The organism is Pseudomonas sp. NMI542_15 (genome assembly GCF_021283425.1).
In the GTDB taxonomy this organism is placed as follows: Bacteria; Pseudomonadota; Gammaproteobacteria; order Pseudomonadales; family Pseudomonadaceae; genus Aquipseudomonas; species Aquipseudomonas fortuita.
The window spans coordinates 234,025-260,266 of the sequence record NZ_JAJSRO010000002.1 but is presented as its reverse complement, the minus strand read 5'-3'; the positions used below and the strand labels follow the sequence as shown (position 1 = coordinate 260,266).

Genomic DNA, 26,242 nt, shown 5'->3' with positions numbered 1-26,242 from the left:
GGCGCCATCAGTCCTCCCCCTTGAGCAGAACCTGCGTGTCGTTGAGCAACACCGATAGAATGATCTGGTGGCCGCGAGGCGGAATGCTCAGCACCTGGCTCCAGGTGGCGTTTTCCTGGTTGCGGTAGTCGGCGATTACCGCGACGAAGCGCGTTTCGGGTTCGATGGGCGCAAAAGGGATGAACTTGAACTGGCCGGGGCGCAGCAAGTAGTCGTCATCGCGGATGTAGGTGCTTCGCAGCGCCTTGGCAGGGTCCTTGTCCAGCAGCTCATAAACGCTGTTGCGCAGCAGTGAATCGTCGCGCAGTTGCAGAATCTTGATGGCCATGGGCGTAGCGACGGGCTCCGCAGCCAGGGTGGTGGTGCGCGGCAAGGTCAGGGCGACGGTCGGATCGTCGTAGCTGCCGGGGGCATTTTCCTCCAGGGGGGAGCGCGCAGGCTCCTCGCCATCGTCCACTGGCATATCGACGGGCGAGATCGCTGGAAAGTGTTCCTGAAGGTATTCGAACAAGGCCCCGACTTTTTCAGTCAGCACATAGGGATCACCTGCGCTCAGGCTAACGGCATAGGGGTTGGGCTCGATGACGGTCTCCAACTCGGGCGCCATCACAACGCTGTTCGGATTGCCATTGAGTGTGGGGCTGGCATTGATGCTGAACGCCACTTGGGTAGGGTGATCCTTGGGCGCTCCGAGGGGTATCGAGGGATCCATGATCACTTGGCCGATTTTGCTCAGGGAGTTGCAACCCGAAATGCCGAGCAGTGCAATCATCAGACCGGCCACGAATGAATGACGCGTCATGGACGTTCTCCTGCAATCAGATGTTCCAGCGGGTTCTCTTGGGCTGCCCCTGTTACTTTGTCCAGTGCCGCCAAGGGGTCGTTGCCGATACCGGGCGCGAAGGCCGAGCAGATGTCTGCGGCAACGTGCTTGGCGCCTGAAAGGGGGCGCCAAGCGGTGGCTGGCGCTTCCAGTAGCCAGTGATCAAGGGTTCGCTGTTCATGACTGAACAGGTCCCCCAGAGAACGTGCATCGGCCTGCGAAAGTTGAACCTGCAGTCGATAGGCGCCAATGCGCAGTTGGTCGCCGTCCAGCAGTCGCCTGGGGGCGAGCGATCCCACGCTGTCGTGGCTGTCGTTCAGGTAGGTACGCTGACAGCGGTCAATGACGCAGAAGCTGCCCTCCGTCCAGCGAATCTCGCAGTGAATCGGCGCAACGGTCTGCTCACGATCGTTGATCCGCCAGGTGGCCCCGGCGCTGCCGAGGGTGCCGCCTGTGCGATCGAATCGATGTCGGGCAGTGACGTTGTGTTGCAACTGATCAAGGTTGATGATGCTCAAGATCAATGTGCTCATGAGCGCCCCCGGAACCGGACGACTGGGCTGATCTGGCCGTGGCGGTCATCGACAAAGCTGGTCCAGCCCAGGTAGGCGCCCTGGCTGCGGTGCAGGCAGAAGGGTGATAGCGCGTTCTGCTTTAGACGCAGCTCCAGGTCATAGGCCAGTCCGTCTCGCAACAGGAAATCGATCAGTGCACGCAAGCGATTGAAATTGAGGCCGCTGGGCAACAAGTCACGTAACTGTTCCTGATCGAGCTCGCTGATCACGATGGTGAACTTGCTGCTGCGGGTTCGCGTGCGGCTGCCGACCATGAACGAGCTGCCAAGCTCGCCATTGCTGCGGCCAAGGCTTACCAGCTGCTTGGTCGTGGTGGGAACCGAGCGGGTTTCGAACTCGCGGATGTGAACCTGCTTCAAGTCGAAACAATGGGCGATGATGCCGGCGACAGTGCCCGGTGCACGGCTGCGGCTGGCGATGACACCGGCGAAACTGAGCAGCCGGCTCCAAGGGAGCGGCGTGTCGCCGCGCAGTTGTTTGTCATTCAATCCGAGCAGGGCGAAAATGTACTGCGAGAAGCCATCGGTCGCGCCCGGCTGGAAGCGGATGTAATAGCGGTACTTGCGCCAGATGCGATGCAAAAGGCTCAGCAAGTAGTGGTTGAAGAAGTCGAAGAACGCCGGTCGTATCCCAATGCCGTGGGCATGCTCGTACGACACTTCTTCCAGGTAATAGGTAGGCAAGGGCGAGTCAGTGCCGTGCAGGCCCATGAAGGTGGTGCACACGCGATAGCGGTCGTCCGCTTCACGCATGCGTTCGGCCTTGTACACGTCGGACACAGGAAAGGTCAGCCGCGGATCGCTGGCAAGCCGGACGCGCCGTCGGATGGCGGGGTCGGGCCAGCGCGGTTCCAGGTCATCCCCGTGCAAGCCGTGCAGGCGCTCCAGCAATTGATAGAAGTTGTACTGGTGCGCCTCGGCGAGCAGCTTGTCGGCTAGATCAGCGGTTGTTTGCCGGTCTGGATTGGCCATGTGTAGTGCTCGTTGTTGGTGGTGTTGATCACTTCCAGTTGGTGGAAGGAATTGATGCTGGCGTACAGGGCAAAGAAGTGGGCGAGCACGCAACCGAACAGATACAGGTCGCCTTCGCAGAGGAATGCGCTTTGGTCCAGCTTCAGCCGCGTGCGCAGGCCGCGAATGGGCTGCCCCTTGATCAGCCAATCCAGGGGTTCTGTTTGAACGTCCCGGATGCCGTCGAGGCGCTTGCGGGTGGTACGGGTTTGCTGGATGTCATGCAGGGCGGCGAAGTCATAGGCATTGATGACCGCTTTAAGCGGCTCGGCAGAGAGCAGCGACAGGTAGTTCAGCGACATGTTGGAGATCAGGGCCCACTGCAACTGGCCGTCCAGCACCGGTCGATAGGGGCGGGTTGGGGCACAGATATTGGTGTAGGTGGCGAGGGGCGGCGTGACCTCGGAAATCACATTGATGTCATTGATAGCCAACGCCCGCGGCAGGTCGCGGTTGGTGCAGGTCAGGTCGATGGAGGCTGTTTCCAGCTCGCCGATGTAGGCGTTGGCGTCTGCGCGGACAAATGCGATGCGGTGAGTAACGCTATCCTCGCGCAGGGATTCTTCAAGCGTGTAGCGGTAGTACAGCGCTGTGCGCCCCTGCATATGCTCGATCTCATGGGCGAACGACTCGAAGGGCCGGAAGGTTCGCAGGTGTTCACCGGTACTGCCGTCTGTTGTCGTGCGGGTGCTGAAGACTTGATCGACACTGAAGATTTCATAGGCGTGTCGCGCCGCACCTCGGGGTGTGAGCTCAGCCTGGGCGGACTGGTTGGACAGGTCGATAGGCTCGGCGCTGTGGCTGAACAGGTTTACTGCAGGGGTGCAGAACAGGCTGAAGTCTGCGCTGCCGACACGCAGCGAATCAGGTAACTGTCGGGTGAAGTGAAATTCGAGGCTGACCTTCTGAGTCGTCTGATCGGGCCAGACTTTGTTCAGCCCGGCTACGCTGAAGAAGTGGAAACGCTCGGGGAATATGAAGTACTCCTGCAGAATCCGGTAGCCGTCGAAGACATTCTGTGGGTAAGGCAGCAAGGCTTCAACCGGGCTGAAACCTGGGAGGACGATGCTGCTGGCCGTCAGCCGACGGATCTCGCCATTGACCGTCACTTCGACATGTTTGAGGTATTGAGCAATCCACAGATACAGGGTGCGGGCAGTTTGAGTATCACCGCTCAAATGAAAATCGAGGCTGGCGCAGCCCAAGGTGTTCAATGGCCGCTCGACCAAGGTTCTCAAGTTAAGCCGAACCACCGAACTGTCGAGTGTCTGGGTAGCACTCACTGCGTCGATCTCGAACGGATGGATGTCCACCGCCGTGCAGGTTCGAAACTCGCAGGGCACACCATCCACAGGTTTGGAAAACAACCGCGAGCCCTTGGGGATACGCTGCGACTGGCTGAGCGCTTGCTTGCGCGGGGTGAACTGAATGATCGTGGTGCTCGGCAGAGGCCGCAGGTAATTGGGCCACAGCAGCTGCAGCATCGGGTGCGTCAGCTCCGGCAGGTCGTCCTCCAGCTTCAACCGCAGCTTGGCCGTCAGGAAGGCAAAAGCCTCCATCAGGCGTTGGACATCCGGGTCGCTACCACCCTTGCCGAGCAGACGGGCAAGTTGTGGGTTGTCCTGAGCGAAGTCGTTCCCCAGCTCATGGAGATAACGCAACTCTTCGCTGAATCGATCCTTTAGTGACATGGGTCACCTCACGCGGGTGTGGCGGTTATGGCCGTTGACCAGCAGCTCCAGTTGCAGCTGCTCCGTGTGGTTGTTGACCTGCACGTGGCAGTCCAGCCTGAAATGCAGCTCCAACGGGGCATGACCATCAGGCACTGCCTTGAGCGTTCGCACGTGCACACGTGGCTCAAAGCGCTGAATGGTGCGGCGGATGTCTGCGCTCACTTGCTTCAGGAGGTCGCCCCTGCTTACGTCGTGCCCGTTGAAGTCGCGCAGGCCCAGCTCAGGGCTGCTCTGTGAGCAACCCTGGCGAGCGTTGAGCAGCGTTTCGAGGTGGCGCTTGATGGCGGCGAACTTCTGCGTAGCGTTCTCTTGCCTGGACGGCACCTGGCTTGCGAACTGATTCGTCACCAAGTCATCGAAAAAGCCACTCATTGGGTATCAAGCCGACCAACCAGGGAGATTTCGAAATTCGCTCCCATGTACTTGAAGTGCGGGCGCACGGCGAGGGACACCTGGTACCAGCCCGGATCACCGGCGACGTCAGAAACCTCGACCTTTGCAGCACGCAACGGGCGACGGCTGCGTACATCGGCAGACGGGTTCTCCTGGTCGGCGACGTATTGCTTGATCCATTTGTTGAGCTCGGATTCAAGGTCCCGTCGCTCCTTCCAGCTCCCGATCTGCTCGCGCTGCAACACCTTGATGTAGTGGGCCAGGCGATTGACGATGAACAGGTAGGGCAGTTGGGTGCCGAGCCTGTAGTTGGTCTGTGCTTGCAGGCCTTCGGGTGTCTTGGGGAAATTTTTCGGCTTCTGCACCGAGTTGGCTGAGAAGAACGCGGCGTTGTCGCTGTCCTTGCGCATGGTCAGGGCGATAAAGCCCTCTTCGGCCAGCTCGAATTCCTTGCGGTCGGAGATCAGTACTTCGGTAGGAATCTTGGCCTGAAGCTGACCCAGCGATTCGTACAGATGCACCGGCAGGCCTTCGACGGCACCACCCGATTGGGGACCGATGATGTTGGGGCACCAACGGTAGCGCGCAAAGCTGTCGTTGATGCAGCTGGCCAGCAGGAAGGCTGAGCTGCCCCACAGGTAATTATCGTGCCGCCCGTCGATGTCCTCGCGGTAGTGATAGCTCTTGGCCGGATTGTCTTGCGGATGATAGGCAGAGCGGAGCATGAAGCGCGGTCCTGCCAGCCCAACATGGCGGGCATCCTCACTTTCACGAAATGCGCGCCACTTGGCATGCCGCGGGCCGGCGAAAATGTCCTTGATCTCCTTCAGGTTGGGCAGCTCTTCAAAGCTGCTGAGGTTGAAGAATTCAGGGGAGGGGGCTGCGAGGAATGGGGCATGCGACATGGCCCCGACGGAGGCCATGTAGCTCAATAGTTTGATATCGGGGGAAGAGGGGCCGAAGCTGTAATTGCCGAGCATGGCCGCAACGGGCTCGCCACCAAACTGGCCGTAGCCTGCGGTGTAAACGTGTTTATATATTCCGCTGCATGTGATATCGGCCGCGTTCTCGAAGTCATCAAGTACGTCTTCCTTGCTGACATGCAGCACTTCAAGCTTGATGTTCTCTCGGAAGTCCGTGCGGTCGACCAGAAGTTTGAGGCTGCGCCAGGCTGACTCAAGTTGCTGGAACTCAGGCTGATGCAGAATGGCATCCATCTGTTTGCTGAGGACCCGATCCAGCTCAGCAATCATCTGATCGACGCGATGTTTGTTAATGAGTTGATCTGGGTCATGGCTCTTCAGGATTTCGGCAATAAAGGCAGATACACCCTGGCGAGCGACTTGATAGCCCTCTTGAGTGGGCACCAACCTGGTTTCTGCCATGATCTGATCGAGCAGGGTAGCGTTGCTCAGTGTCTCCGTTGTCGATTCAACCGTGACGGTCGTGTTGTTTTGCTTTGGCATGGGACGCTCCGTTGTCTCAGTCTTCTTTCGGCGCTTCGAGCACCAGGTTCAGTTCTTGGGCCAGTTGTTTGCGCGCTTGCTCGTCATTCAGCAGATGCTGCAGTTGCTTGCGGAACGTGGGCACGTTGCCCAAGGGGCCTTTAAGGGCGACCAATGCTTCGCGAAGCTCCAGCAGCTTGCTCAGCTCCGGTACTTGGCGGGCGATGCTGTCTGGCCCGAAGTCGTTGATGGACTTGAACTGCAGGTTGACCGCCAGCTCCGCGTCCGGGGCTGTGTTGAGCGCAGAAGGTACGGACATACCCAGGCTGACATCGGCATCGTTCAACACATTGTTGAAGGTGTGTTTATCGATGCGCATGACCGAACGGTCTTCCAAGGCACGGGTGTCTTCCAGCCCGAAATCACCAAGCACCAGCATCTTATGCGGCAGCTCTACTTCGGCCTGTTCATCGCCCGTGGCGGGTACGTACTTGATGTTGATACGTTCTTTAGGTGCAACCGATCCCAGGGTTTTCGACATCGCAGAATATCTCCTTGGCATGTAGGGGTTTCCTGTGGAAGTTCTCTAAGTGTGTCTTAAGTGACGTGTAGGAAATTTCCCTGATATTGATGTTTCGTTTAAACAGGTCTGACGGGTTTTTATAAACAAAGTGGGTCGGACTTGATGGGTTCTTTAAAAACATGCGCTCGCTGGTGGGGGTTGGTCGAGCACGAAAATGTTAAAAAATATTTGTTTGTATCACCTGTTTTTTATGGGCTAGGCTCTTGTCAGTTTTGGGCGCTCAAAGTAGTCGGAGTTCTTGCTCTCGTCGGCTAAATGGGGCGTGTGTGTTATTGAGAGAGAATTTTCTTGCGATGACTGGTAAAAAAGCTTATGGAATAAGTCTTGTGCTGGTATTGAACTTTCTATCGATGCCCGCGTATGCCTATCAGGATTGTCGGCACATCGTTTCTAATCTGGAGCGTTTGGCTTGCTTTGATAGATCAGCCGGAACTCCTGCTCATCTTGTGCCTGTGCAATGGTCCGCACCGGAGCAGGACTCGACCACGTTGCGTCGTGTGCTGACCAATGAGGTGGGGCGGTCGCCAGAGGACCTGATGTTTCGCCTTAGGGCTGAAGATGATGGGCTGATGATATCGGCGCCTGCGATTGCTTCGGCTGCACAGCATTCCTATCTGGTGATCAGCTGTCTGCAAAACATTTCCAGGTTGCAATTGGTTGCCGCACAACCCATCAATACCGGCCGCGTGATCGTGCAATTGAAGGGGGAGCGTGGCTCAACTGCTCCTACCCCTTGGCAGGTGATGGAGAACGGTCAGGTGCTTGACGCCGGCAGGGGCTTGCCGGGCATCGAGCAGATCAAAAAACTGATAAAGGCCCATCGTATTCACGTCGAGAGTGACAACCCGGCCGTTCACGGCCTGGTCTTTGACGCTCAGGGGTTGGATCCACTCATCGATGAGGCGCGCAAAGCATGTCGCTGGTAACAGAAGTCAACCCGCAGGAAATTGCCCGGTTGCTTGCTCCCATCGACGCTCAGAGTCCTGCCGGCTTGTTCGATGTGGAGGACGAAACCTACCAGGCCATTGATCAGGAAATGGTCAAGCTGGGCGGGCTACAGGAGTCCTCAATCGACTGGGCGTACATCGAGGAAGCGTCCCAGCAGTATCTGGGCGTGCAGTGCAAGCATTGGCGCGTCGCCGCGCATCTGAGTGCCGCCTGGCTGCGCAGCCGGTGCTGGGAGCGCTGGGTTTTTTCCTTGGCGATGCTCGCTGGCCTGATCGAGCAATATTGGGAAAGCTCATACCCGAAACCTGGCCCTAAAGGCTTCCTGGGTAAACGCAAGTTGGTTGCCCTGATACTCAATCGTTTGACCGAAGCGCTACCACGGCTGGACCGCTTCACGTACACCCCCGCTCATGCGGCGGCGGCACAGGACGCGTTGCAACGGTTGCAACGGCAGCACGCTGCAGCGCAGTTGGATGAAGCGCTTTTGGGTGAACTTGAGCGCCTGCTTGGTAAATACACAGGGCTTGCCAACGGTGTGGGCGAACCGACTACAACCTCATCCTTAGCCACGCCCTCTACGGCGAGCAAGCCTGTGCCGCTGGCTGAGGTCATCGCTACACCAATGCCCCGCGTATCGCTGGGCAACGAGCGTGAATCACGCCGGGCCATTCTGACCATTGCCGAGCTGATCAATCAGCAGGACCCTTACGACCCGACGGGCTACCAGCTACGACGATTCGGCTTGTGGGCCCATATCCAGGCAGCACCTCAAACCAAGCAAGGCAACCGCACAGAGCTGATGGCCGTGCCACAGGATATCGCCGGCGATTATGAAGAGGCCATTGCAGGCACCGGGGTTGACGCGGCATTGCTCCTACGGATCGAAAAGAGCGTGACTGCTTGCCCCTATTGGATACGCGGCAGCTTCCTGGCGGCAACCGCCGCCAGCCGGCTGGCCATGGGCGAGGTAGGCGAGGCCATTCGCGCCGCAACCGCGCGGTTCGTGCAGCGCATGCCGGCATTGCAGGAACTGTGTTTCAGCGACGGCAAGGTGTTTGTCGATGATCAATGCCTGGCGTGGCTCAAGGGGGCAGAGGGCGCATCCGGTCAACAAGCGACCGCTTATGAGTTTGCCAGCCTGCGCGAAGAATTGGTCTGCCAGCTGGAAACAGGCGGCGTGGAACCCGTCTTGCTCAGGCTGCAGGGGATGCAGGCAGAACTTCACGCCCCCCGTGAGCGTTGCCATACCACCGTCATCGCCGCTGACCTGCTGGCAGCAAGGGGCGTGTCGTGGCTGGCCCGGGACTTGTGCGCAGGTGTAGCCAGGACGATGCAGGAAACCACCGCCAGTGCCTGGGAACCAGAGGTGTTTCAACGTCTTCAGCAGTATGCGGTACCGCAGATAGAAGCTGATTGGAACAAGAAACGGGAGTCACGATGAATCTACTATGGAAGCACCTCAAACGTTGGGGCTTGCCCCTGGTGGCTCGTATTGGTCTGGCCATGCCGCTGCTGCTCGGGCTGGGTGCTGCATTGATACTGGTCGCCATCTGGTGGCTCGGCCCGCAATGGACGTGGCGTGAACAGCAGCCGTTGGCCAGCATGGCCCATCGAGGGCTGGCCAGTCTGGTGCTCGTGCTGGTGCCGCTACTGTGTTGGCTCGTCGTGTTGCGCAAGCGCAATCGCCGTCTGCAGGCAGAACGCAATCAGACCGCAGCCGTCGAGCTGGACCGGGTGTTACCGTATGTTCAAGCGCAAGAGCAGGCGCTGGACCAGGGGCTTTCGCGATTTTTGCACAATGCTGGCGGCCGACGCGCCTTGTACCGATTGCCGTGGTATCTGGTGGTGGGTGACCAGCGCGCGGGCAAGACCAGCTTCATTGACCGTACCGAACAAAATTTCTCGCTGACTCGCATCGACAAGGCACAGAAGCGCGGCCGACAGGCGCAAGCGCTGGCCTACCCGATTGGTTGGTGGGTCAGCAACGACGCGGTAATCATCGATCCACCAGGCGCCTTCATCCGCCAAGATTCGCGCTCAATTTCGCCAGCCGAGGAAGCTGACACACTGGATGTACCACCCGCTACGCCGGCCAGGTTGTGGCAGCACTTACTGGGTTGGCTGGTGCGCAACCGCAGTCAGCGAGCCCTTAATGGCGTGGTATTGGTTATCGACCTGCCTGCGTTATTGCACGGCACGTCCGAACAACGCGTTGCATTGGCGCATGTGTTGCGCACCCGGCTGTACGAGGTGAGTAGTCAGTTGGGCTCGCGATTGCCGCTGTATGTGGTTATGAGCAAGTTCGATCTGGTGGATGGTTTTGACCAGCTTTACGCCGGACTTCCCGCCGCTTCGCGGGAAAAGATGCTGGGCTTCACGTTCAAACTGGATGCGATCGGTACGTTTGACGCTTGGCTAGAAGAATATGGCGAACAGTACGGTCAAATGATCAGCGAGTTGTTCGAACAGATGGTAGAACGACTGGATGCACTGGACGGTGCGCTGCTGCGAGCCCGCTTGTTCTCATTGCATGCTCAGTTGATCGGTTTGCGCCCGATACTATTGGGCTTCCTCAAAGAAACACTTGCCAGCGACCGTTACACAACGCCTGCTTTGGTGCGTGGCGTGTATTGGTCTTCGGTGGTGCAGCAGGGCGACATGCTTAACGCCTTTGTTCGGGAGGCGGCGCAGCCCTACAAGACGAAGCTTCCACTGCTTGAAGGCAAGGCGCCGGGCAAGGCTGTGGCCTATTTCATCCAGCACGCGTTCAGGCGCGTCATCTATCCGGAATCTGGACTCGCTGGGGACAACATCAAAGTGGCGCGCAACAAGCGCCAGCTGCTCTGGGTGGGCTCTGGTGTAGGCGTCCTGGCTTTGTGGGTTGGCATCGCCAGTTGGCAACGCTACTTCGATATCAATGGCGCCAAGGCCGCCAACGTACTCGCCAAGAGCAGGGAATACAGTCATCACGAAATCGACCAGCGACTGGACCCGACCGGGCGCAACCTTTTGGAGCCACTGGACCAGATCCGCGACGCGGTGACCGTGTTTGGCGACTATCGTGCAGCGTGGCCGGGTGTAGCTGATTTTGGTCTTTATCAAGGACGTGCCATCGGTCCACGTGTGGATGAGGCCTACCTTAGCCTGCTCTCCAAGCGTTTCCTGCCAGCCTTGGCCAGTGGGGTAATCGAGGCCATGGCCGCGGCACAGCCTGGCAGTGAGAAACAAATGGCTGCCCTCAGGGTTTACCGGATGCTGGAGGACCGCCAGAACCGACGACCCGAGTGGGTCGAGGACTGGATGGCTCGCCAGTGGCAGCAAAAGTTCCCAGGCCAAGGGCAGTTGCAACGCGACCTGATGCGGCATTTGAAGTATGCGCTGGCCTATGCCGATGCCGATCTGCCCCAGTATCGTCAGCGCATCGCCGAGGTGCAGCAGACGTTGCGCAGGGTCCCGCTCGCCGAGCGGGTCTATGCGAGCCTCAAGCAGCAGGCTGAGGAGCAGTTGCACACCGGCCTGGACCTGCGTAATCAGGTGGGGCCGGCCTTTGATGTGGTCTATCAGTCAGCTGGCCGCTCCAGGAAAGGCGATGATGTCGTGCTGGCACCGATGCTCACCGCTAAAGGTTTCAAGGAGTACTTCGAACCGCGTAGCCAGAAGTTTGCTGACATGGCGATGATCGACCAGTGGGCGCTGGGTGAGCGCGGCCAGCTTGAGTACTCTGACGCTGATCGTGAGGCGTTGAGCGAGCGGCTGCGTAATCTGTACAGCGCGGATTTCATCGACAGTTGGCGGCGCGCCTTGAACGCAATTTTGGTGACTGACTTCCGCGATCTGGACCATGGGGTGGCAATTCTGCAGCAGTTCACCGGGCCAGCGGCACCCCTGCATCGGTTGTTGGATACCGTCAAGGACAACACTTCGCTGTCACCAGCCGTGGGCGTTGAGACACCTGAAGCTGCTGAAGCGTTGGCACCGCCATCCAGCAAGCCTGAGCAGCAACAGGCCTGGGCCATCCAGCGCGCGTTTGCCGGGCTGAGTGCCATGCTGCGAGCAACCGGTGAGAAGCCCAGCTACTACGATGAAACCGTTGGAGCCATTACCGCCGTTCATGATTACGCCAAGGCGGTGCTGGACAGCCCCGACAGAGGCAAAGCTGCACTCCAGGCTGTGCATCAACGTTTCTCGATGACGGGGCAGGATCCAATCGGTACCCTGCAACGCGTCTCTACCGGCTTGCCAGAGCCGATCAACTACCAGGTCAGGAAGCTCGCCGATCAAACGGCACAAGTACTCAACGTCGAGGCCCTGCGCGAGCTGGAGCGGCGCTGGGATGCCGAGGTGTACAGCTTCTTCCAGCAGCGCCTGGCAGGGCGCTATCCCTTCATAGTGAGAGCACCTGACGCCTCCCTGGACGATTTTGAGGCGTTTTTCGGGCCTAAGGGGCGGCTGCAGCAGTTCAACGATCAGTACCTGAAGGTCTTCCTGAAGGACAACCTTGAAGCCCTGCAGGCCGGTCAGCAAGGGCGCTCGTTGATTCGCAGCGACGTGATCGAGCAGCTGGAGCGGGCAGATCGCATTCGCGAAACCTTCTTCGATCAGCGCGGCAACCTAAGCGTGCAGTTCAGCATTGAGCCATTGGGGCTCAGCGCTAACCAGCGCACCAGCCTGCTGGACCTCGATGGTCAGCTGATTTCCTATACCCATGGTCCGCGCCAGATCACCGGTATCGTTTGGCCCAATACCTTGGGCCAGCACGTGCGTAGCAACCTGACCTTGCTCAGACAGAACGGCAATAGCAGTAGCCTGGAGTACCGAGGGCCGTGGTCGATGTTCCGTTTGCTCAGCCGTGGCGCGCTCAACGGGCGCACGGCTACCAGCGTGGACCTGAGCTTCCGCACCGGCGATGGTGTAATGCGCTATCGACTGAATGCCGAGAAGGCCTTCAACCCCATCACGCAAGAGCCTTTCAAAGGCTTCAAATTACCGCGTGGGTTGTTGGAACAGTCGCCCAAGCTGACGCCAATCACGCAGGCCGGCCTATAAGCGATTTGAGGAGTAGTTCATGCAAACGGGAGAGCGAGTGAAACCGCTGAATTACTGTACGCAGGCCATCGAGCAATTGGAGCCAGGATGCGTCGTGTTCGTGAGGACATGCCCTGCAGGTCGCTCGCGCAGGGCGCTGAACACCCAGTGGCTGAGAAAAATTAACGACGCGATCTTCATGAGCAGCATTGGCTGGTGCTCGGGTTATCGGGTTGACTGACCCACCCATGCTTCAACCCTGGAGGCCCGGCAGGTAGGGCAGCAGTCGCTCGGTTTCTTTCTTCACCACCGCGTAGCATTCGCAGCTCAGCAGTTCCAGGCGTGCCCGGTCCAGTACCCTGATCTGCCCGCGGTTGTACTCGATCACCCCCAGGCGCTGCAACTTGCCGGCGGCGTCGGTCACACCTTCGCGGCGCACGCCCAGCATGTTGGCGATCAGTTCCTGGGTCATGCACAGGCGGTCACCTGGCAGGCGGTCGAGCGACAACAATAGCCAGCGGCACAATTGCTGGTCGATGGAGTGATGTCGATTACACACCGCTGTTTGTGCCATCTGGGTGATCAGTGCCTGGGTGTAACGCAGCATCAAGGTCATCAATTCGCCATGGCGGTTGAACTCGTCCTTGATCTTTTGCACGGGCAGACGGTAGGCATGCCCGGCGCTTTGCACGATGGCCCGGCTGGGCGTGCTTTCGCCGCCCATGAACACGGCGATGCCAACCACCCCTTCATTACCAACCACGGAAATTTCGGCTGAGGCGCCGTTTTCCATCACGTACAGCAGCGAAACGATGGCATCGACCGGGAAGTGGACATGGCGCAGGCTATCGCCGGACTCGTACAGTGCCTTGCCCAGGGGCAGGTTGACGTGCTCCAGGTCCGGCGCCAAACGGCTTAACGCCTCTGGCGACAGGGCAGCCAGCAAGTGGTTGTGTTGGGGTTTTACCGTGTGTTGCATGCGTGGGACCATCGATGGCAGCGGCTGTGGCAACAAGATTAGCCTAGCTGGGCCAAGGCTTGCGCAAGTGCGGCCGTGACGCGCCCAACGGTTCAGATGGCAGGCAAGGAGCAGCCCCGGCACTCGGCAATGACGTGGTGCTCGCATCCGTCATCCTTCAGCCGCAGCTTGGGTTCGACAAGCCGTTCGCCGTCCAGGCTCAGGCTCAGTTCGCTACCGTTGCCGTTGCGTACCTCGATGCGGTAGCGGGTGCTACCAAACCGGTAATGCAGGACATAACCCGGCCAGCCTGCCGGCAGCAGCGGTTGCAGGCGCAGGGTGTCGCCACTGCGTTGCAGGCCCAGCAGGCTTTCGACGATCAAGCGGTACATCCAGCCGGCAGAGCCGGTGTACCAGCTCCAGCCACCCCGCCCGGCGTGGGGCGCAACCGCATAGACGTCGGCGGCCATCACATAGGGCTCGACCTTGTAGGTATCGATCAACGCGTCGCTGCCCTGGCGCACCGGGTTGATCAGGCGCAGCAGTTCCCAGGCCTTGTCAGCGTCGCCCAGCTGCGCGTAGGCCATGCTCGCCCAGATGGCCGCATGGGTGTACTGCCCGCCGTTTTCACGCACCCCTGGCAGGTAGCCCTTGATGTAGCCAGGGTCCAGGTGGCCCTGGTCGAAGGGTGGGTCGAGCAGTTTGACGATGCCGATGTCACGGCGTACCAGGTGGCTGTCCAGCGCCGCCATGGCCAGGCGGGCTCGTTCGGGCGAAGCAACACCCGACAGCACTGCCCAGCTCTGCGACAGCGAGTCGATGCGGCATTCCTGGTTGCTCGCCGAGCCCAGTACCTGGCCATCGTCGAACCAGGCGCGGCGATACCAGCCGCCGTCCCAGGCGTGCGCTTCCAGTTTTTCGGCGAGTGCGGCGGCCTGGGTGGTGCAGCGCAGCGCAAAGGCGCTGTCGCCCTGGCGCAAGGCGACGCAGCCGAATGCCCGCAGCACCTCGTGGCCAAAGAAGCCAAGCCACACGCTTTCGCCTTGCCCTTGTTCGCCGACCCTGTTCATGCCGTCGTTCCAGTCGCCACTGCCCATCAACGGCAGGCCGTGTGCCCCGCACTGCAAGGCGTGGCCGAGGGCACGCTGACAATGCTGGTACAGGCCCTCGACCAGGGCCGAGTGGCCAGGCAGGTCATAGTAGGATTCTTCCCCGGCGTTTAGTGCGCGACCTTCCAGATAACCGACCGGCTCGTCAAGCACAGCATAGTCCCCGGTGGCCTCTACGTAGCGGCTGGCGGCAAGCGGCAGCCACAGCAGGTCATCGGAGCAGCGGGTACGCACCCCGCGCTGCAACGGTGGGTGCCACCAGTGCTGCACGTCGCCTTCGACATACTGACGCGCAGCGCAGGCCAGCAGGTGCTGGCGCGCCGCCGCCGGCGCGGCATGGACCATGGCCATGCTGTCCTGCAGCTGGTCGCGAAAACCGATGGCACCGCCGGACTGGTAGAAGCCACTGCGCGCCCAGAACCGGCAGGCGATCACCTGGTACATCAACCAGCCGTTGGCCAGCACATCCAGTGCAGGTTCCGGGGTCTCGATCTGCACGGTGTCCAGTGTGCGTCGCCAGTAGGCGCTGACCTTGTCGAACTCGTCCATGGCGGCCTGCAACCCCCGGTATTGCTGGACGCAGCGGGTGGCGGCGCGGGTGTCCCGGGCAGCGCCCAGGCGGAACACCACCTCCCGGCTTTCGCCAGGCTCCAGCTGCAGCGCCACTTGCAATGCCGCGCAGGGGTCCAGACCGCCGCCGGTCCGCCCCGACAGCCGTGACTGGCGCATGCCCAAAGGCGCCTGGCAATCGCCGTTGCGCCCCAGGAATTCGCCGCGATCACAGGTCAGGCCCTGTATCGGCAGGTCGCAATCGAGAAACGCCACGTGCGTGGAGAATTCCACCGAGTAGCTGTTGCGGGCGAACAGCGCGCCGCTGAAAGGGTCGGTCTCACTGACCACGTGCATGGCGGTTTTGCCAGGCAGGTCGCCCAGCACCCACTCGACGAAGCAGGTCACCGACAAGCGGCGTACCCGTGCTGACGTGTTGTGCACGTTGAGCCGGCTGAACTTGACCGGCGCATCCTGCGCCACATGCACCCAGAGCTCGCTGCGCAGGTCTTGTTCGACATATTCGAACACGCTGTAGCCAAAGCCGTGGCGGGTGCAGTAACGGCCAGGGCCTGGGCAGGGCTGCGGCGTCGGTGACCAATACTCGCCGGTATCCTCGTCGCGCAGGTAGAAGGTTTCGCCACTGGCGTCGGTAACGGGGTCGTTGTGCCAGGGCGTCAAGCGGTACTCGTGGGCGTTTTCGTACCAGGTGTAAGCGCTGCCGGCCTCGGAGAGCACGCTGCCGAACTGCGGGTTGGCCAGGATGTTGACCCATGGCGCGGGTGGCGGTGAGCCGGGTAGCAGCGCAATGACGTACTCGCGGCCGTCGGCGCTGAACCCGCCATAGCGATTGCCCAGCATCACCGTGGTTTGTTCGGTCGGTGAGGGGTTGGCAGGTGCCGGTCGGCGGCTGGCAGGGTTGGCTTGAACAGCCGCCGGGACCTTTGGCTGACGGCGCAGCTGCAGTTGCTCTTCCAGCGTGCCGAGCGTGTCGTCAAGCACCAGCCGGGCGACGGACAAGGTCAGCAGCCGGTCCTCGGCAGACAGTTGCTGCGCAGGCCTTACATAAATGCCGCCGGGGCGGTCGAGCAGGGCCGCTTCACTGCCGGAGGTGACGATCCCCATGATCAGGTCTTGCAGTTGCTGGCGGTAACCGGCCTGGTCTTCGTTCCAGATCAGCAGGTCGAGTGCGAGCCCTTTCTGGCGCCAGTAGGCATGGGCCAGCACCATTTGCTTGACCAGATGAATGTTGGCCGGGTCGCCGATCTGCACCAGCACGATCGGCAAGTCGCCCGATACCCCCTGGCCCCACAGGCCGGACTGGTTGCGCCGGTTGCTGGCCAGCAGCGCTGCGTTGGGCCGCAGGCTGGCGTTGGGGTACAGCACCGAGGCGGCCATCTGTTCGAACAGCCTGGCGTCGGCCAGCGAGCCGTTGAGCTGGTGCAACAAAACCTGGCTGTGCGGCCAGGCGAGGTCGAACACCCGGTCGGCCAAGTGCCGGTCGCGGTACTTGGCCACTTGCTGCAGGCAGGCGTCGCGGCTGTCGGCGATGCCTGTGACCAGGTCGACCGTGGTCGCATGGCCGGGCATCAGGGTAATGCGGCAGCGGATGGCCACGATCGGGTCCAGCACCGCCCCCGCGCTATCGGACAGCGTCTCGCTGTCTTGATCCATGGCCGCCGGCCGCGCCAGGGTGCGCCCGCGGCCGATGAAGCGGGCCCGATCGGTTTCGTAGGACAACGCCTCGATGTCGGCCCCGTGCACCGCCAGCACGTGGCACATCCACGGCACGGCGTCCAGCTGCGAGCGCGGCCGCCGCGTGCACAGAATGGCTTGCAGCGGGCGGATCAGTTCGGTCTGGATGAACAGCTTGCTGAACGCCGGGTGCAGGGCATCGCTCAAGGCCGGTGCCAATACCACTTCGGCGTAGCTGGTCAGCTCCAGGGTGCGGGGCTGGTCGCCATGGTTGGTCAGGTGCAGGCGTCGCAGTTCGATGTCGTCTTCGGGCGACACGGCAATTTCGGTATGGCAGTCGAAGTCGTGTTCGCGCACGCGAAACTCCGCGCGGCCGTCGCTGAAGATCGCTTCCTGGAGTTTGGTGCGGTGCCGTGTTGGCTGGTAGGAGGTGGACCAGTAGGCGCCGCTGGCGACATCGCGCAGGTAGCAGAAGCTGCCCAGGTCGTCGCGGCTGGCGTCTTCGCGCCAGCGGGTCACCGCCAGTGTGTTGCGCTGGCTGTAGCCACTGCCCACGTGGTTGACCATGACGTGATAACGGCCGTTGGACAGCAGTTGCACAGCCGGTTGGGCCCGGTTTGGCTCTTTGAACACCCGCAGCCGTGCCTCGGGGTCGCGTTCGGCGGCGTCCTCGGCCGGGGCCTGGAGGGTATGCAGGTACGGCGCAGCGGTTTTCGGCACGCGCTCCTGCAACAGCAGCATACTGGCCTGGAACCGCGGGTCGGAGGCGAAGCGCCGTTGCATGGGCTTGTTCAGCAGCAACGCGGTCAGGGCCAAAAAACCCATGCCCTGATGGTGGGCCATGAAGGAGCGGATCACGACGGCGTCTTGCCCGGGGGGCAGGCGTGCCTCGCTGTAGTCCACGGCCTCGTAGAGCCCGAACCGGCCAGCCAAACCAAGTGTGGCCAGCCGCTGCAGGTTATGGCAGGCGGCAGCGGGCGTCACCATCAAGGCCAGTGCGCTGGCATAGGGCGCCACCACGCGCTCTTCTCCCAGTCCACGCTTGAGGCCAAGCCCTGGTACGCCGAATGCCCGGTACTGGTAGTTGAACTGCGCGTCCAGCGCGTTGTAGGCCGATTCCGAGACACCCCAGGGCAGGCCCGACAGTTTGCCGTGTTCGATCTGCCGTTTGACGGCGGCATGACAGGTTTGGTCGAGGAGTGTGCCCTCATAGTTCGGCATCACCAGCAGCGGCATCAGGTACTCGAACATCGAGCCGGACCAGGACAACAACACAGGCACGCCGGCATTGCTGGTGAGCAGCCTGCCGAGGGCGAACCAGCTGTCCTGGGGCACCTGGCCCTGGGCGATGACGACGAAGTTGGTCAGGCGCATCTCCGATGCCAGCAGGTCATAGAACGCGGTGTCCAGGCGGTGTTCGTCGGCGTTGTAGCCGATGGCGAACAGGTCGCGGTGGCTGTCGTACAGGAAGGTGAAGTCCATGCTGGCCAACGCGTCAATGCGGTTGGCCAAGGCGTGTGCCTGGGCGATGCGCTGGCGGGCAACTGCCCGGACGTTGGCCACCGCCAGGCGCTCGGGGGGCGGCCACTGGTCTGCGTCAAGCTGTGCCAGCTGGCGCCAGGTCAGCGGAGCGTGGGGGGCCTGATCGTTACCGGGGGGCAATTGCAGCTGCTGCAGTTCGCGGTTCAGGTCCAGGCATTGCTCATTCAGGGCATTCAGCCAGAACGTACAATCGTCGGCCGCTTCTGTGCCAGGCGCCAAGGCAGCCCGTTGCGTGATCAGCGGCTGCAACTGTTCGACCAGCATCGGCAACAGCGTGGCGTATACGTCGCCCACTTGTCCATGAGCGAGCCGCACCTGCTCGCGCAGGGCCGTGATCGGTTGGGTGTCCGCGCTTGTGCGGGCATAGGCGGCCAGCAGAGTGTCGAAGGTGTCGAGCAACCCCTGGGTCAGTCGCCGGTCGAGCAGGGATGTGTCGGCCATTTCCAGCAGGCCGGGCCTGAGCGTCAGCAGCAGGGCGGCCAGGTTGCCGCTGTCCACGCTGGAGACATACAGCGGTGGCAATGGTTTGAGGGTCTGGGTGTCGTACCAGTTGTAGAAGTGCCCTTTGAAGCGTTCCAGGCGGGCCATGCTGTCAAGCATGCAGGCCAGGCGCTCGAACAGGCGGCCCGTACTGAGGTAGCCGAAGTCATGTGCCGCCAGGTGCGAGAGCAGGGCCATGCCCATGTTGGTTGGGGAGGTGCGGTGAGCGATGCTGGCGAAGGGCGGTGCCTGGATGTTGTCGGGGGGCAGCCAGTTGTCGGCAGGGCAGACGTAGCGGTCGAAGAAGGCCCAGTTGGCGCGGGCGAGGCGATGCAGGAAGACCATGTCTTCGGCGCCGGGCATGAGGGCGGTCAGGGCACTCGGGCGGCTGAGCCACCAGGCCAGCGCCGGGCCGAGCAACCACAGCGCAAGGATCGGCGAGGCCATCAGCAGTACCATCGGCTGCATCGCCAAGGCACCGGTCAGCACCGCCACCAGGGCCGGTTGCCCCCATTGCTCGCGATACACTGCCTGCAAGGTATCTGCACTGCTGCGTTCGTCCTCGCGCGAGGGGTTCCATTGCAGCAGGCTTCGTTTGCTGACCGCCAGCCGCCACAAGGTGCGAAGGATGGCATCCAGGCTGTACCAGGTCTCGAAGGGTAACCAGGCCAGCGACAGGCCGGCGCGCACGAAGTAGGTACCCGAGGTGCGCAAAGCGGCCAGCAGGTGCTCTGACAGAGGTACATCGGTGGCCTTGCCCAGCACTTCGAGCAGCGAATCCAGCACTGGCCGCGTCAGCAACAAGGCCAGCAGGGCCAGCGTCCAGGCGAGCGGCGTAGCACTGGCCAGCCAACCCCACAGCAGCAGGGCCAGCAGCGCCGCCGGCTCAAGGCTGCGGCGCAGGTTGTCGAAAATCTTCCAGCGCGACAAGGCGCTGAGCGGGCTTTGCGCCACGCTGTGGCTGCCCGTGTGCAGCCACGGCACCAGCCACGGCAGCAGTTGCCAGTCGCCGCGTATCCAGCGGTGTCGGCGCTTGCTGTCGGCACTGTATCGGGCCGGATAGGTTTCGAACAGTTGCACATCGCTGAGCAGGCCCGAATGCGCGTAACACCCTTCGATCAGGTCGTGGCTAAGTACACGGTTGTCGGGAAAACGGCCCTCCAGCGACTGCTCGAAGGCGTCCACCGCATAGATGCCTTTGCCAATGAAGGAGCCGCTGAGAAACAGGTCCTGATAAACATCCGAAACGGCCCGTGTGTAGGGGTCGACACCGGCGTCACTGCCAAACAGGCGCGCATAGCGCGAGCGCGACACGCTGGGCAGGCTGATGCCTACCCGCGGTTGCAGGATGGCGTAGCCTGCCTGGACCCGCCCCGTGTGCGCGTCGAACCGTGGGCGGTTCAGAGGGTGCTGCATGGCACCAACGAATTGCTGTGCGGCACCGCGAGGCAATTGGGTGTCGGTGTCCAGGGTGATCACATAGCGCACATGGCCGAGTGCTTGCAGGTCGCCGACAATACGCATGAAGCACGCGTGGCCGTGCCCGCGCAGCACCGCGTTCAACTCGGCGAGCTTGCCGCGCTTGCGCTCGCGGCCCATCCAGCAGCGCTCGGCGGCGTTCCATACGCGTGGCCGGTGAAACAGATAAAAGCGCGCGCCGCCCGGGCTTGGGTACTTGCGGTTGAGGGCCCGGATACCTTCACTGGCCTGCTCGAGCAGCGCCTCATCCTCGGGCCGGCTTTGTTCACGGGCATCCATGAAATCGCTGAGCAGGGCAAAGTGCAGGTGCTCGTCACGGTTGGCCAGAAAGCGTACTTCCAGCCCTTCGACCAGCTCTTCGACATCGCCGGCATTGGCCAGCAGGGTGGGCACCACCACCAGCGTGAGGGCGTCTGCGGGAATACCGGTGGTGTAGTCCAGCCTTGGCAGGAAGGAGGGTTTGACGGTCAGTGTCACCAGCCAGTTCACCAGGCCGATGGCCAGACGGCTGGTGCTCAGCAGAACCGGCAGGGCCATGGCGGCCAGCACTGCCAAAGGCCAGCCCTCCTGGTCAATGGCGCGCATGAAGCCCCACGCCAGCAGGCAGGACAGCAGTGTTACAGGCACAAGGTAGAACGCCAGCGGCGCCCGGTGCAGCAGGCGTTGCCAGCGCTCGGCCAGCGGCACCCGTACGGCCAGGCGCTGTTCCAGCAACGGCAGGCCGCCCCCCACCAGGTAGAAACCCACATGCTCAGCCGGTTCGCCCGGCGCGGTGCCTGCTGCCTGGGCCAGTTCGATAGCCGTGCGCGCCACCGCGACCTCGCTGAATGCGCTATGGCGCGCCAGGCGCTCGACGCTGTGCCGGTAGTGGTCACGGCTGGTGAAGTCCATGGCGGGGTAAATGCCCGTAGGGTCGCGGTTCAGCGCTTGTTCGACATGGCTCAGTTGCTCGACGAACAGCTTCCAGTCGATGGTCGACAGCAGGCGCAGGCTGCCGATGCTGTTGCTGATGGACACCTGGTCGATGGCCTGCTGCTGGGCATCGAGCTGCACATGGCCTTCGATGCTGCGCGCCGACTCACTGAGCATCTGTTCCACCCACAGCAGCGGCTGGGTCAGAGAGGCACTGTGGCCCTGTAGCCGCCTGGCCAGTTCGGCGACGAAGGCAGCGGTCATCGGCGGTTGCGAGCGGGCCATGTCGGCAACCACCAGTACCACGCTCTTGGCGTCGCGCTCGGCGGTTTCGCCAAGCCGGTCGGCCCAGACATTGGCCAGGTCGCGGTCAGCCCAGTTGGCCATGACCCGGGCTGCTACACGGCGCAGGTTTTCTATCAGGGCCAGGCGCAGCATGATCGGGATGGCCCAGAGCTCACCCAGGGTCAGGGTGCAGGCCTGCTGATAAGCCTCGACGAAACGACTGAAGCTTTCCGCGTCGATGCGCCCGTCACCGTGGGAAATGGTTTCCAGGGCAATGTCGTAGACACGCGGCAGGCCGGTCGAAGGGCCGTTGTCCAGTTGCGGCAGCTGCAGGCTGTAGTTGGCCGGCAGGTCGTGCTTGGCAATGCGGATATGGGTTTCGACCAGGTAAAAGTTGTCGAGCAACCACTGCGCGGCCGGTAACGCTGGCCGGGAGCTGGGCAGGGCGCCTGCGAGGGCAGTGCAACTGGCAGAGAGCATGCGTTCGTTGTCGGCCAGGCGGTCCAGCAGGGCGTCTTTGGCCGGCCGCAGGCTCAAGTGGTGCTGCTGGGCCAGCCGCAGGCCGTGCTCGGCCATCTGGTCGGCGTTGTACAGCTCCGAGCGCAGCAGGCTTTCATAGGTGAAGGTATGCCGGGGTGAACGCCAGCGCCCCGCGTGGGCGTACAGGCGTCGAAGGTAGCTGCGTGCGCGTAGCCAAGGATTGTCCATGGTGTGCCGGGTTGCCGATCTGGCCTTTCAGCACTCAGTCTGCGGCGGTTGCCCTGGCAGCGTCTGTACGTTAGCGAACAGACCCGCCACGGCGCTGCGCCTATGCTGAATCCCCGCAATCCCTGCACCCTTTTGCCATGGCGCGCGGTGCTTTCATGCCTGCCCATCCGGCAGGGGCAGCAATGCCCGCATCAGCTGAAAGCCAGGCATCCCTGCGCCACACGGGCGCGCCTACACTGTCGGCAGGCGCTTTTCCATTGGCTGGTAGACCAGTCCCGCAAATTCGCCCACTTCGCCTGCCAGGGTGAAACCGTAGCGTTGGTAGGCCGGCACCGAAGACAACGACGCCTTGACCGTCACCACGTCAACCCGGGCATGTTCCAGCGCTGCATTCATCAGGCGCGTGCCGATGCCCTGGCGTTGCCAGCCCGGAGCAATGAACAGCATCGCAACGTGGCGGCCTTCCTTGAGCTCGATCAGCCCCGCGATAGCGCCCTGCGCGACACAGGCGAGCATCAGGTTGTCACCTTGCATGCGCTCGGCAAAGGCTTGTGGCGCTGCCACCCTGGTGAAGGTTTCGACACCCTGCGCAGACAGCGAGGGTGCGACCGCCTGCGTGAAGGCGTCCAGGCACAAGGCGCTGACGTGGGGGAGGTCATCGGGGGTGAGGTTGCGTATTTGCATATTGCTCGTCCATGTCTGTAAACGTAATCAGGATGTCTTCGAAAAACGCCCCGATCGGTTCGGTGGGGTGGCACAACTGTATTTCCAGTACCCACACCACTTCGCTCGGGACGATTTCCACCTCGGCCAGCTTGTCCTGGCCATACAGCACGTGCGGGAAGTCGGCGACGCGATGCCCGGCCAGGTTGCGTTCCAGCTGCCAGCCCTTGGCCTGGGCACTGCGTTCGGCGAAGTCATAGAGCTCGCGTCCGGTCAACCCACGGCCCCACGCCAGGCGGGTTTCGTCGAACACCGCGTGCAGTGCCTTGACGCAGGCGTGGTGCAGCTCGTGCTGGCCAAACACGAAGGTGTCGCCATAGTCGCCTTCGTAGCCATCCCAAACCGGGCCGACATCGACCACGACAATGTCCGTAGTACGTAATACACGATCCGGGTCGATGCCTTGGCGCGGTGTACGTACGGTGTCGTCGCCAAAGCGGATGTAGGTGGGGTGCCAGGTGTGGGACGCGCCCATTGCCTGCAGTGTTTGCGCCGCCATCTCCAGTGCCTGGGCGGTGGTCATGCCGACGTGCAATTGGCTGGCGATCGCGGCCACGGCCCGTACTGACTGCTCGCGGGCAGCGAGCATGCCATCCAGTGAGTAACGCGGGCCGACCTTTTCCAGCTCTGGGTGCAGTGTGTTGGCGGTTGAAAGCTGGGGCGCCAGTGCGCCGCTGGCGACAAAGGCCTCCGCGACAAAACGGTGGGGTGGCACGCCTGCGGCGAGGCATTGCTCGCGGGCCTGGCTGATCATCGTGGCATTACCGCACGCGTAGACCTGGGTGTCGGCCCACCGATGCGCCTGGCCCAGCGCCACCTGCTGCACGCGTGCCTCAGCCGAGAGCACCGGGTGCCAGCGAAAGTGGGGGTATTCAAGGCTGGCCTGTTCGAGAAACGCGCGGTCATAGAAGTCCGCCGTCGATGAACCACCCCAGTACAGCGTGACCTCGGCAGCGTGGGCCATGGCCGTCAGCAGTAATGGCTTGATGCCGGCGTAACCTGTGCCGGTGGCGAACAGCACCAGCGGGCGTTGGTCTTCATGCTGCCAGGTACAGGCGCCCACCGGCCCCTCAAGCTTCAGTACAGCGCCTGCTTGCAGGGTGGGCAGCAGGCCTTCGGTGAACACGCCGCCGCTGACCTTACGGATGTGAAACACCAGTTGCCCCTGATCCTGAGCGGGCAGGTTGGCGATGGAGAAGCAGCGGCTGTCACCGTTGTCGAGCCGAAATCTCACGTATTGGCCGGCCCGCACTTCCAGTGGTTGAGCCGGTTGCAGCACCAGTTCGACGATATCTGCACTGAGTTTGCGCTTGCTGTGAACCTGTGCGTGAAACGCCAGCGACGGGGCGTCCAGCGACCAGCCGGGGATCTCCAGGCGCATGTCGCTGCAGGCGTGGCTCTGGCACAGCAGCATCTCATCGGCGGCCAGGGGGTAGGAGGGCGCGGGGGTGTCCGCATCTCGCTGCTTGGCCTGATACCGCCCCGACACGACTTTGACCTTGCAGGACCCGCAGGCGCCGCGGCGGCAGGAGAACGGTACCGGCAGGCCGCTGGCGAGCATGGCGTCGAGCAGCAGTTCCTGGCGGGTTTCGAAGGTTTTGCCCGAGGGCGACAATTCGATGACGTGGCGGTTTTGCATGAACACCTCGGGGCAATTGAAGGTTCGATTGTTGCTATAGTCCAGGACCAGCAGAACCTCCAGTTTTGGATAATTCACATGGTCCAGCTTCGCAAATGGCAGCCACTGCTCAGGCTCGATGGCGCGCAGGCTTCATACCGGCAGATCGTCGAAGGCCTGGTGGCCGCGATCAGCGAGGGCCGCCTGCGCCCTGGCACGCCGTTGCCGGGCACGCGGGAGATGGCGCAACTGCTGAACGTCAACCGCAAAACGGTGATCCTTGCCTATGAGGAAGCCGAAACCAAAGGCTGGCTGCAGAGCGTGCAGCGCCGGGGTACCTTCGTCAGCCAGCAGCTGGCGACTGGCACAATCACGGCGCCCGCCGCCTCGCGCTCCTTCGCCTTGGCGCTGCCAGAGGAGCCCGCCGTTGCCTATTTCGAGGCAAACGAACGGGCGGCAGCGCAGCAGGGGCGGCCAGAGGCCTTGTTCTTCGACAACGGTGCCTGTGACCATCGCCTGCTGCCCCAGGCTGTTCTGCATCGCTATTACCGCAATGCCCTGCGCAACAGCTTTGCCAGCAACAGCGTGCGCCACGGCAGTGATTGCAGCAGCCTCTACCTGCGCGCCGCCTTGGCCGACATGCTCAGGCACAACCGCAGCCTGAACGTTGGCGCCGAGCATATCTGCCTGACCCAGGGTGTGCAGATGTCACTATCACTGTTGGCCAGCGTGTTGCTCAAGCCGGGGGATGCGGTGCTGGTCGAGCGCCTGAGTTATCCGCCGGCGTGGGAGATTTTCCGCCAGCTGGGGGCCCGACTGGTGACCGTGGACCTGGACCATGAGGGTTGCCGGGTGGACCAGATCGATGCCCTGTGCCGGCAGCACAAGGTGCGGATGATGTATTTGACGCCCCATCACCAGTTTCCGACCACGGTCAGCTTGCCAGCCGGGCGCCGGCAGCAGTTGCTGGAGCTGGCGCGGCTGCACGATTTCTGCGTGGTCGAGGAAGACTACGATTACGAGTACCACTTTTCCGGGCGGCCCTATCTGCCTTTGGCCAGCGACCGGCAGCAGCGGCATGTGATTTACATCGGCACACTGTCCAAGCCCTTGGGCAGCACGTTCCGTTGCAGTTATATCGTCGCACCGGTGGAGGTAACGGCAGTGCTGGAGCGCAGGGCAACGCTGACCCTGGGGCAGGGCGATGCGGTGATGCAGCGGATGCTGGCGGACTTGATCAATGATGGCGAGCTGAAGAAGCACTTGCGCCGGGTCAACCGCGAGTACCGTCGGCGTCGGCAGACCCTGTTGGCTTGCCTGCACGATGCGTTTGGCGAGCAGATTACCGTGCAGGAGCCGGAAGGTGGGCTGGCGCTGTGGGTGCGGTTTGCCGACACGATCAATGTGGATCAGTTGGTCGACAAGGCACTGGAGCTGGACCTGGTGGTGCGCAGCGGTCGCCAGTTCTCGCCGTTTGGTCATGCCGAGAATGCCTTGCGCCTGGGTTTTGCTTCGCTGGATGTCGATGAGCTCCGGCAGGCCACCCAGCGCCTGGCGCAGGCAGCAGAAAGGTGATGTCACGACCACGGGGATTCAATTGTCTGGTGCCGCCTGGACTGGCCTCATCGCCGGCAAGCCAGCCCCCACAG

15 protein-coding genes are annotated in these 26,242 nt (G+C 62.0%); 4 read left to right on the top strand and 11 right to left on the bottom strand.

Annotation, left to right across the window (positions count from 1 at the left end):
- Nucleotides 1-7: 7 nt before the first annotated feature.
- The 7 genes from tssJ to tssB are packed head-to-tail and all read right to left on the bottom strand — an operon-like array spanning nucleotide 8 to nucleotide 6,520.
- Complete coding sequence (tssJ, locus tag LU684_RS04470; RefSeq protein ID WP_232894187.1) at nucleotides 8-802, bottom strand: type VI secretion system lipoprotein TssJ; 795 nt, start codon at nucleotides 800-802, stop codon at nucleotides 8-10.
- Entirely contained in the window at nucleotides 799-1,356 is a 558-nt protein-coding gene (locus LU684_RS04465; RefSeq protein ID WP_232894186.1) for an FHA domain-containing protein, read from the bottom strand. Before LU684_RS04465 ends, tssJ begins: the two co-directional genes overlap by 4 nt.
- Nucleotides 1,353-2,369 (bottom strand): type VI secretion system baseplate subunit TssG, encoded by a 1,017-nt coding sequence (gene tssG / locus LU684_RS04460; protein WP_232894185.1) that lies wholly within the window; start codon nucleotides 2,367-2,369, stop codon nucleotides 1,353-1,355. Before tssG ends, LU684_RS04465 begins: the two co-directional genes overlap by 4 nt.
- A complete protein-coding gene (tssF, locus tag LU684_RS04455; protein ID WP_232894184.1) occupies nucleotides 2,333-4,099 on the bottom strand; it encodes a type VI secretion system baseplate subunit TssF in 1,767 nt (588 codons plus the stop codon). Before tssF ends, tssG begins: the two co-directional genes overlap by 37 nt.
- A gap of 3 nt (nucleotides 4,100-4,102) precedes the next feature.
- Nucleotides 4,103-4,513, bottom strand: coding sequence for a type VI secretion system baseplate subunit TssE (gene tssE, locus LU684_RS04450; RefSeq protein WP_232894183.1), 411 nt, complete (start codon nucleotides 4,511-4,513; stop codon nucleotides 4,103-4,105).
- Nucleotides 4,510-6,000, bottom strand: coding sequence for a type VI secretion system contractile sheath large subunit (tssC, locus tag LU684_RS04445; protein ID WP_232894182.1), 1,491 nt, complete (start codon nucleotides 5,998-6,000; stop codon nucleotides 4,510-4,512). Before tssC ends, tssE begins: the two co-directional genes overlap by 4 nt.
- A 16-nt stretch (nucleotides 6,001-6,016) precedes the next feature.
- Nucleotides 6,017-6,520 carry a type VI secretion system contractile sheath small subunit gene (gene tssB / locus LU684_RS04440; RefSeq protein WP_232894181.1) on the bottom strand — a complete coding sequence of 168 codons (504 nt, stop codon included), beginning with the start codon at nucleotides 6,518-6,520 and terminating at the stop codon, nucleotides 6,017-6,019.
- A 335-nt stretch (nucleotides 6,521-6,855) separates the two neighbouring features.
- Between tssB and vasI the strand changes: the two genes are divergently transcribed.
- Genes vasI through tssM form a run of 3 tightly spaced genes read left to right on the top strand, consistent with a single transcriptional unit; the run spans nucleotide 6,856 to nucleotide 12,556 of the window.
- Nucleotides 6,856-7,488 carry a type VI secretion system-associated protein VasI gene (gene vasI / locus LU684_RS04435; RefSeq protein ID WP_232894180.1) on the top strand — a complete coding sequence of 211 codons (633 nt, stop codon included), beginning with the start codon at nucleotides 6,856-6,858 and terminating at the stop codon, nucleotides 7,486-7,488.
- Nucleotides 7,476-8,951: a type VI secretion system protein TssA gene (tssA, locus tag LU684_RS04430; RefSeq protein WP_232894179.1), complete on the top strand. Its 1,476-nt coding sequence runs from the start codon at nucleotides 7,476-7,478 to the stop codon at nucleotides 8,949-8,951. Before vasI ends, tssA begins: the two co-directional genes overlap by 13 nt.
- Nucleotides 8,948-12,556: a type VI secretion system membrane subunit TssM gene (gene tssM, locus LU684_RS04425; protein ID WP_060518587.1), complete on the top strand. Its 3,609-nt coding sequence runs from the start codon at nucleotides 8,948-8,950 to the stop codon at nucleotides 12,554-12,556. Before tssA ends, tssM begins: the two co-directional genes overlap by 4 nt.
- A gap of 232 nt (nucleotides 12,557-12,788) precedes the next feature.
- Here the strand turns inward: tssM and LU684_RS04420 are convergent, their stop codons facing one another.
- The 4 genes from LU684_RS04420 to LU684_RS04405 all read right to left on the bottom strand — a co-directional run bounded on the left by LU684_RS04420 (nucleotide 12,789) and on the right by LU684_RS04405 (nucleotide 24,692).
- Nucleotides 12,789-13,514, bottom strand: a complete 726-nt coding sequence (locus LU684_RS04420; protein WP_232894178.1) for a Crp/Fnr family transcriptional regulator — start codon at nucleotides 13,512-13,514, stop codon at nucleotides 12,789-12,791.
- 92 nt (nucleotides 13,515-13,606) lie between these two features.
- Nucleotides 13,607-22,252, bottom strand: coding sequence for a GH36-type glycosyl hydrolase domain-containing protein (locus LU684_RS04415; protein WP_232894177.1), 8,646 nt, complete (start codon nucleotides 22,250-22,252; stop codon nucleotides 13,607-13,609).
- A 231-nt stretch (nucleotides 22,253-22,483) separates the two neighbouring features.
- Nucleotides 22,484-22,936, bottom strand: a complete 453-nt coding sequence (locus LU684_RS04410) for a GNAT family N-acetyltransferase (RefSeq protein ID WP_016486141.1) — start codon at nucleotides 22,934-22,936, stop codon at nucleotides 22,484-22,486.
- A complete protein-coding gene (locus LU684_RS04405; protein WP_232894176.1) occupies nucleotides 22,908-24,692 on the bottom strand; it encodes an NAD(P)H dependent flavin oxidoreductase family protein in 1,785 nt (594 codons plus the stop codon). The genes LU684_RS04410 and LU684_RS04405 overlap by 29 nt, the downstream gene beginning before the upstream one ends.
- Here LU684_RS04405 and pdxR point away from each other — a divergent pair, their 5' ends adjacent.
- The gene (gene pdxR, locus LU684_RS04400) at nucleotides 24,693-26,168 is read left to right on the top strand and encodes a MocR-like pyridoxine biosynthesis transcription factor PdxR (RefSeq protein ID WP_016486143.1); all 1,476 of its coding nucleotides are present in this window, start codon (nucleotides 24,693-24,695) and stop codon (nucleotides 26,166-26,168) included.
- The last annotated feature ends 74 nt before the right edge of the window (nucleotides 26,169-26,242 follow it).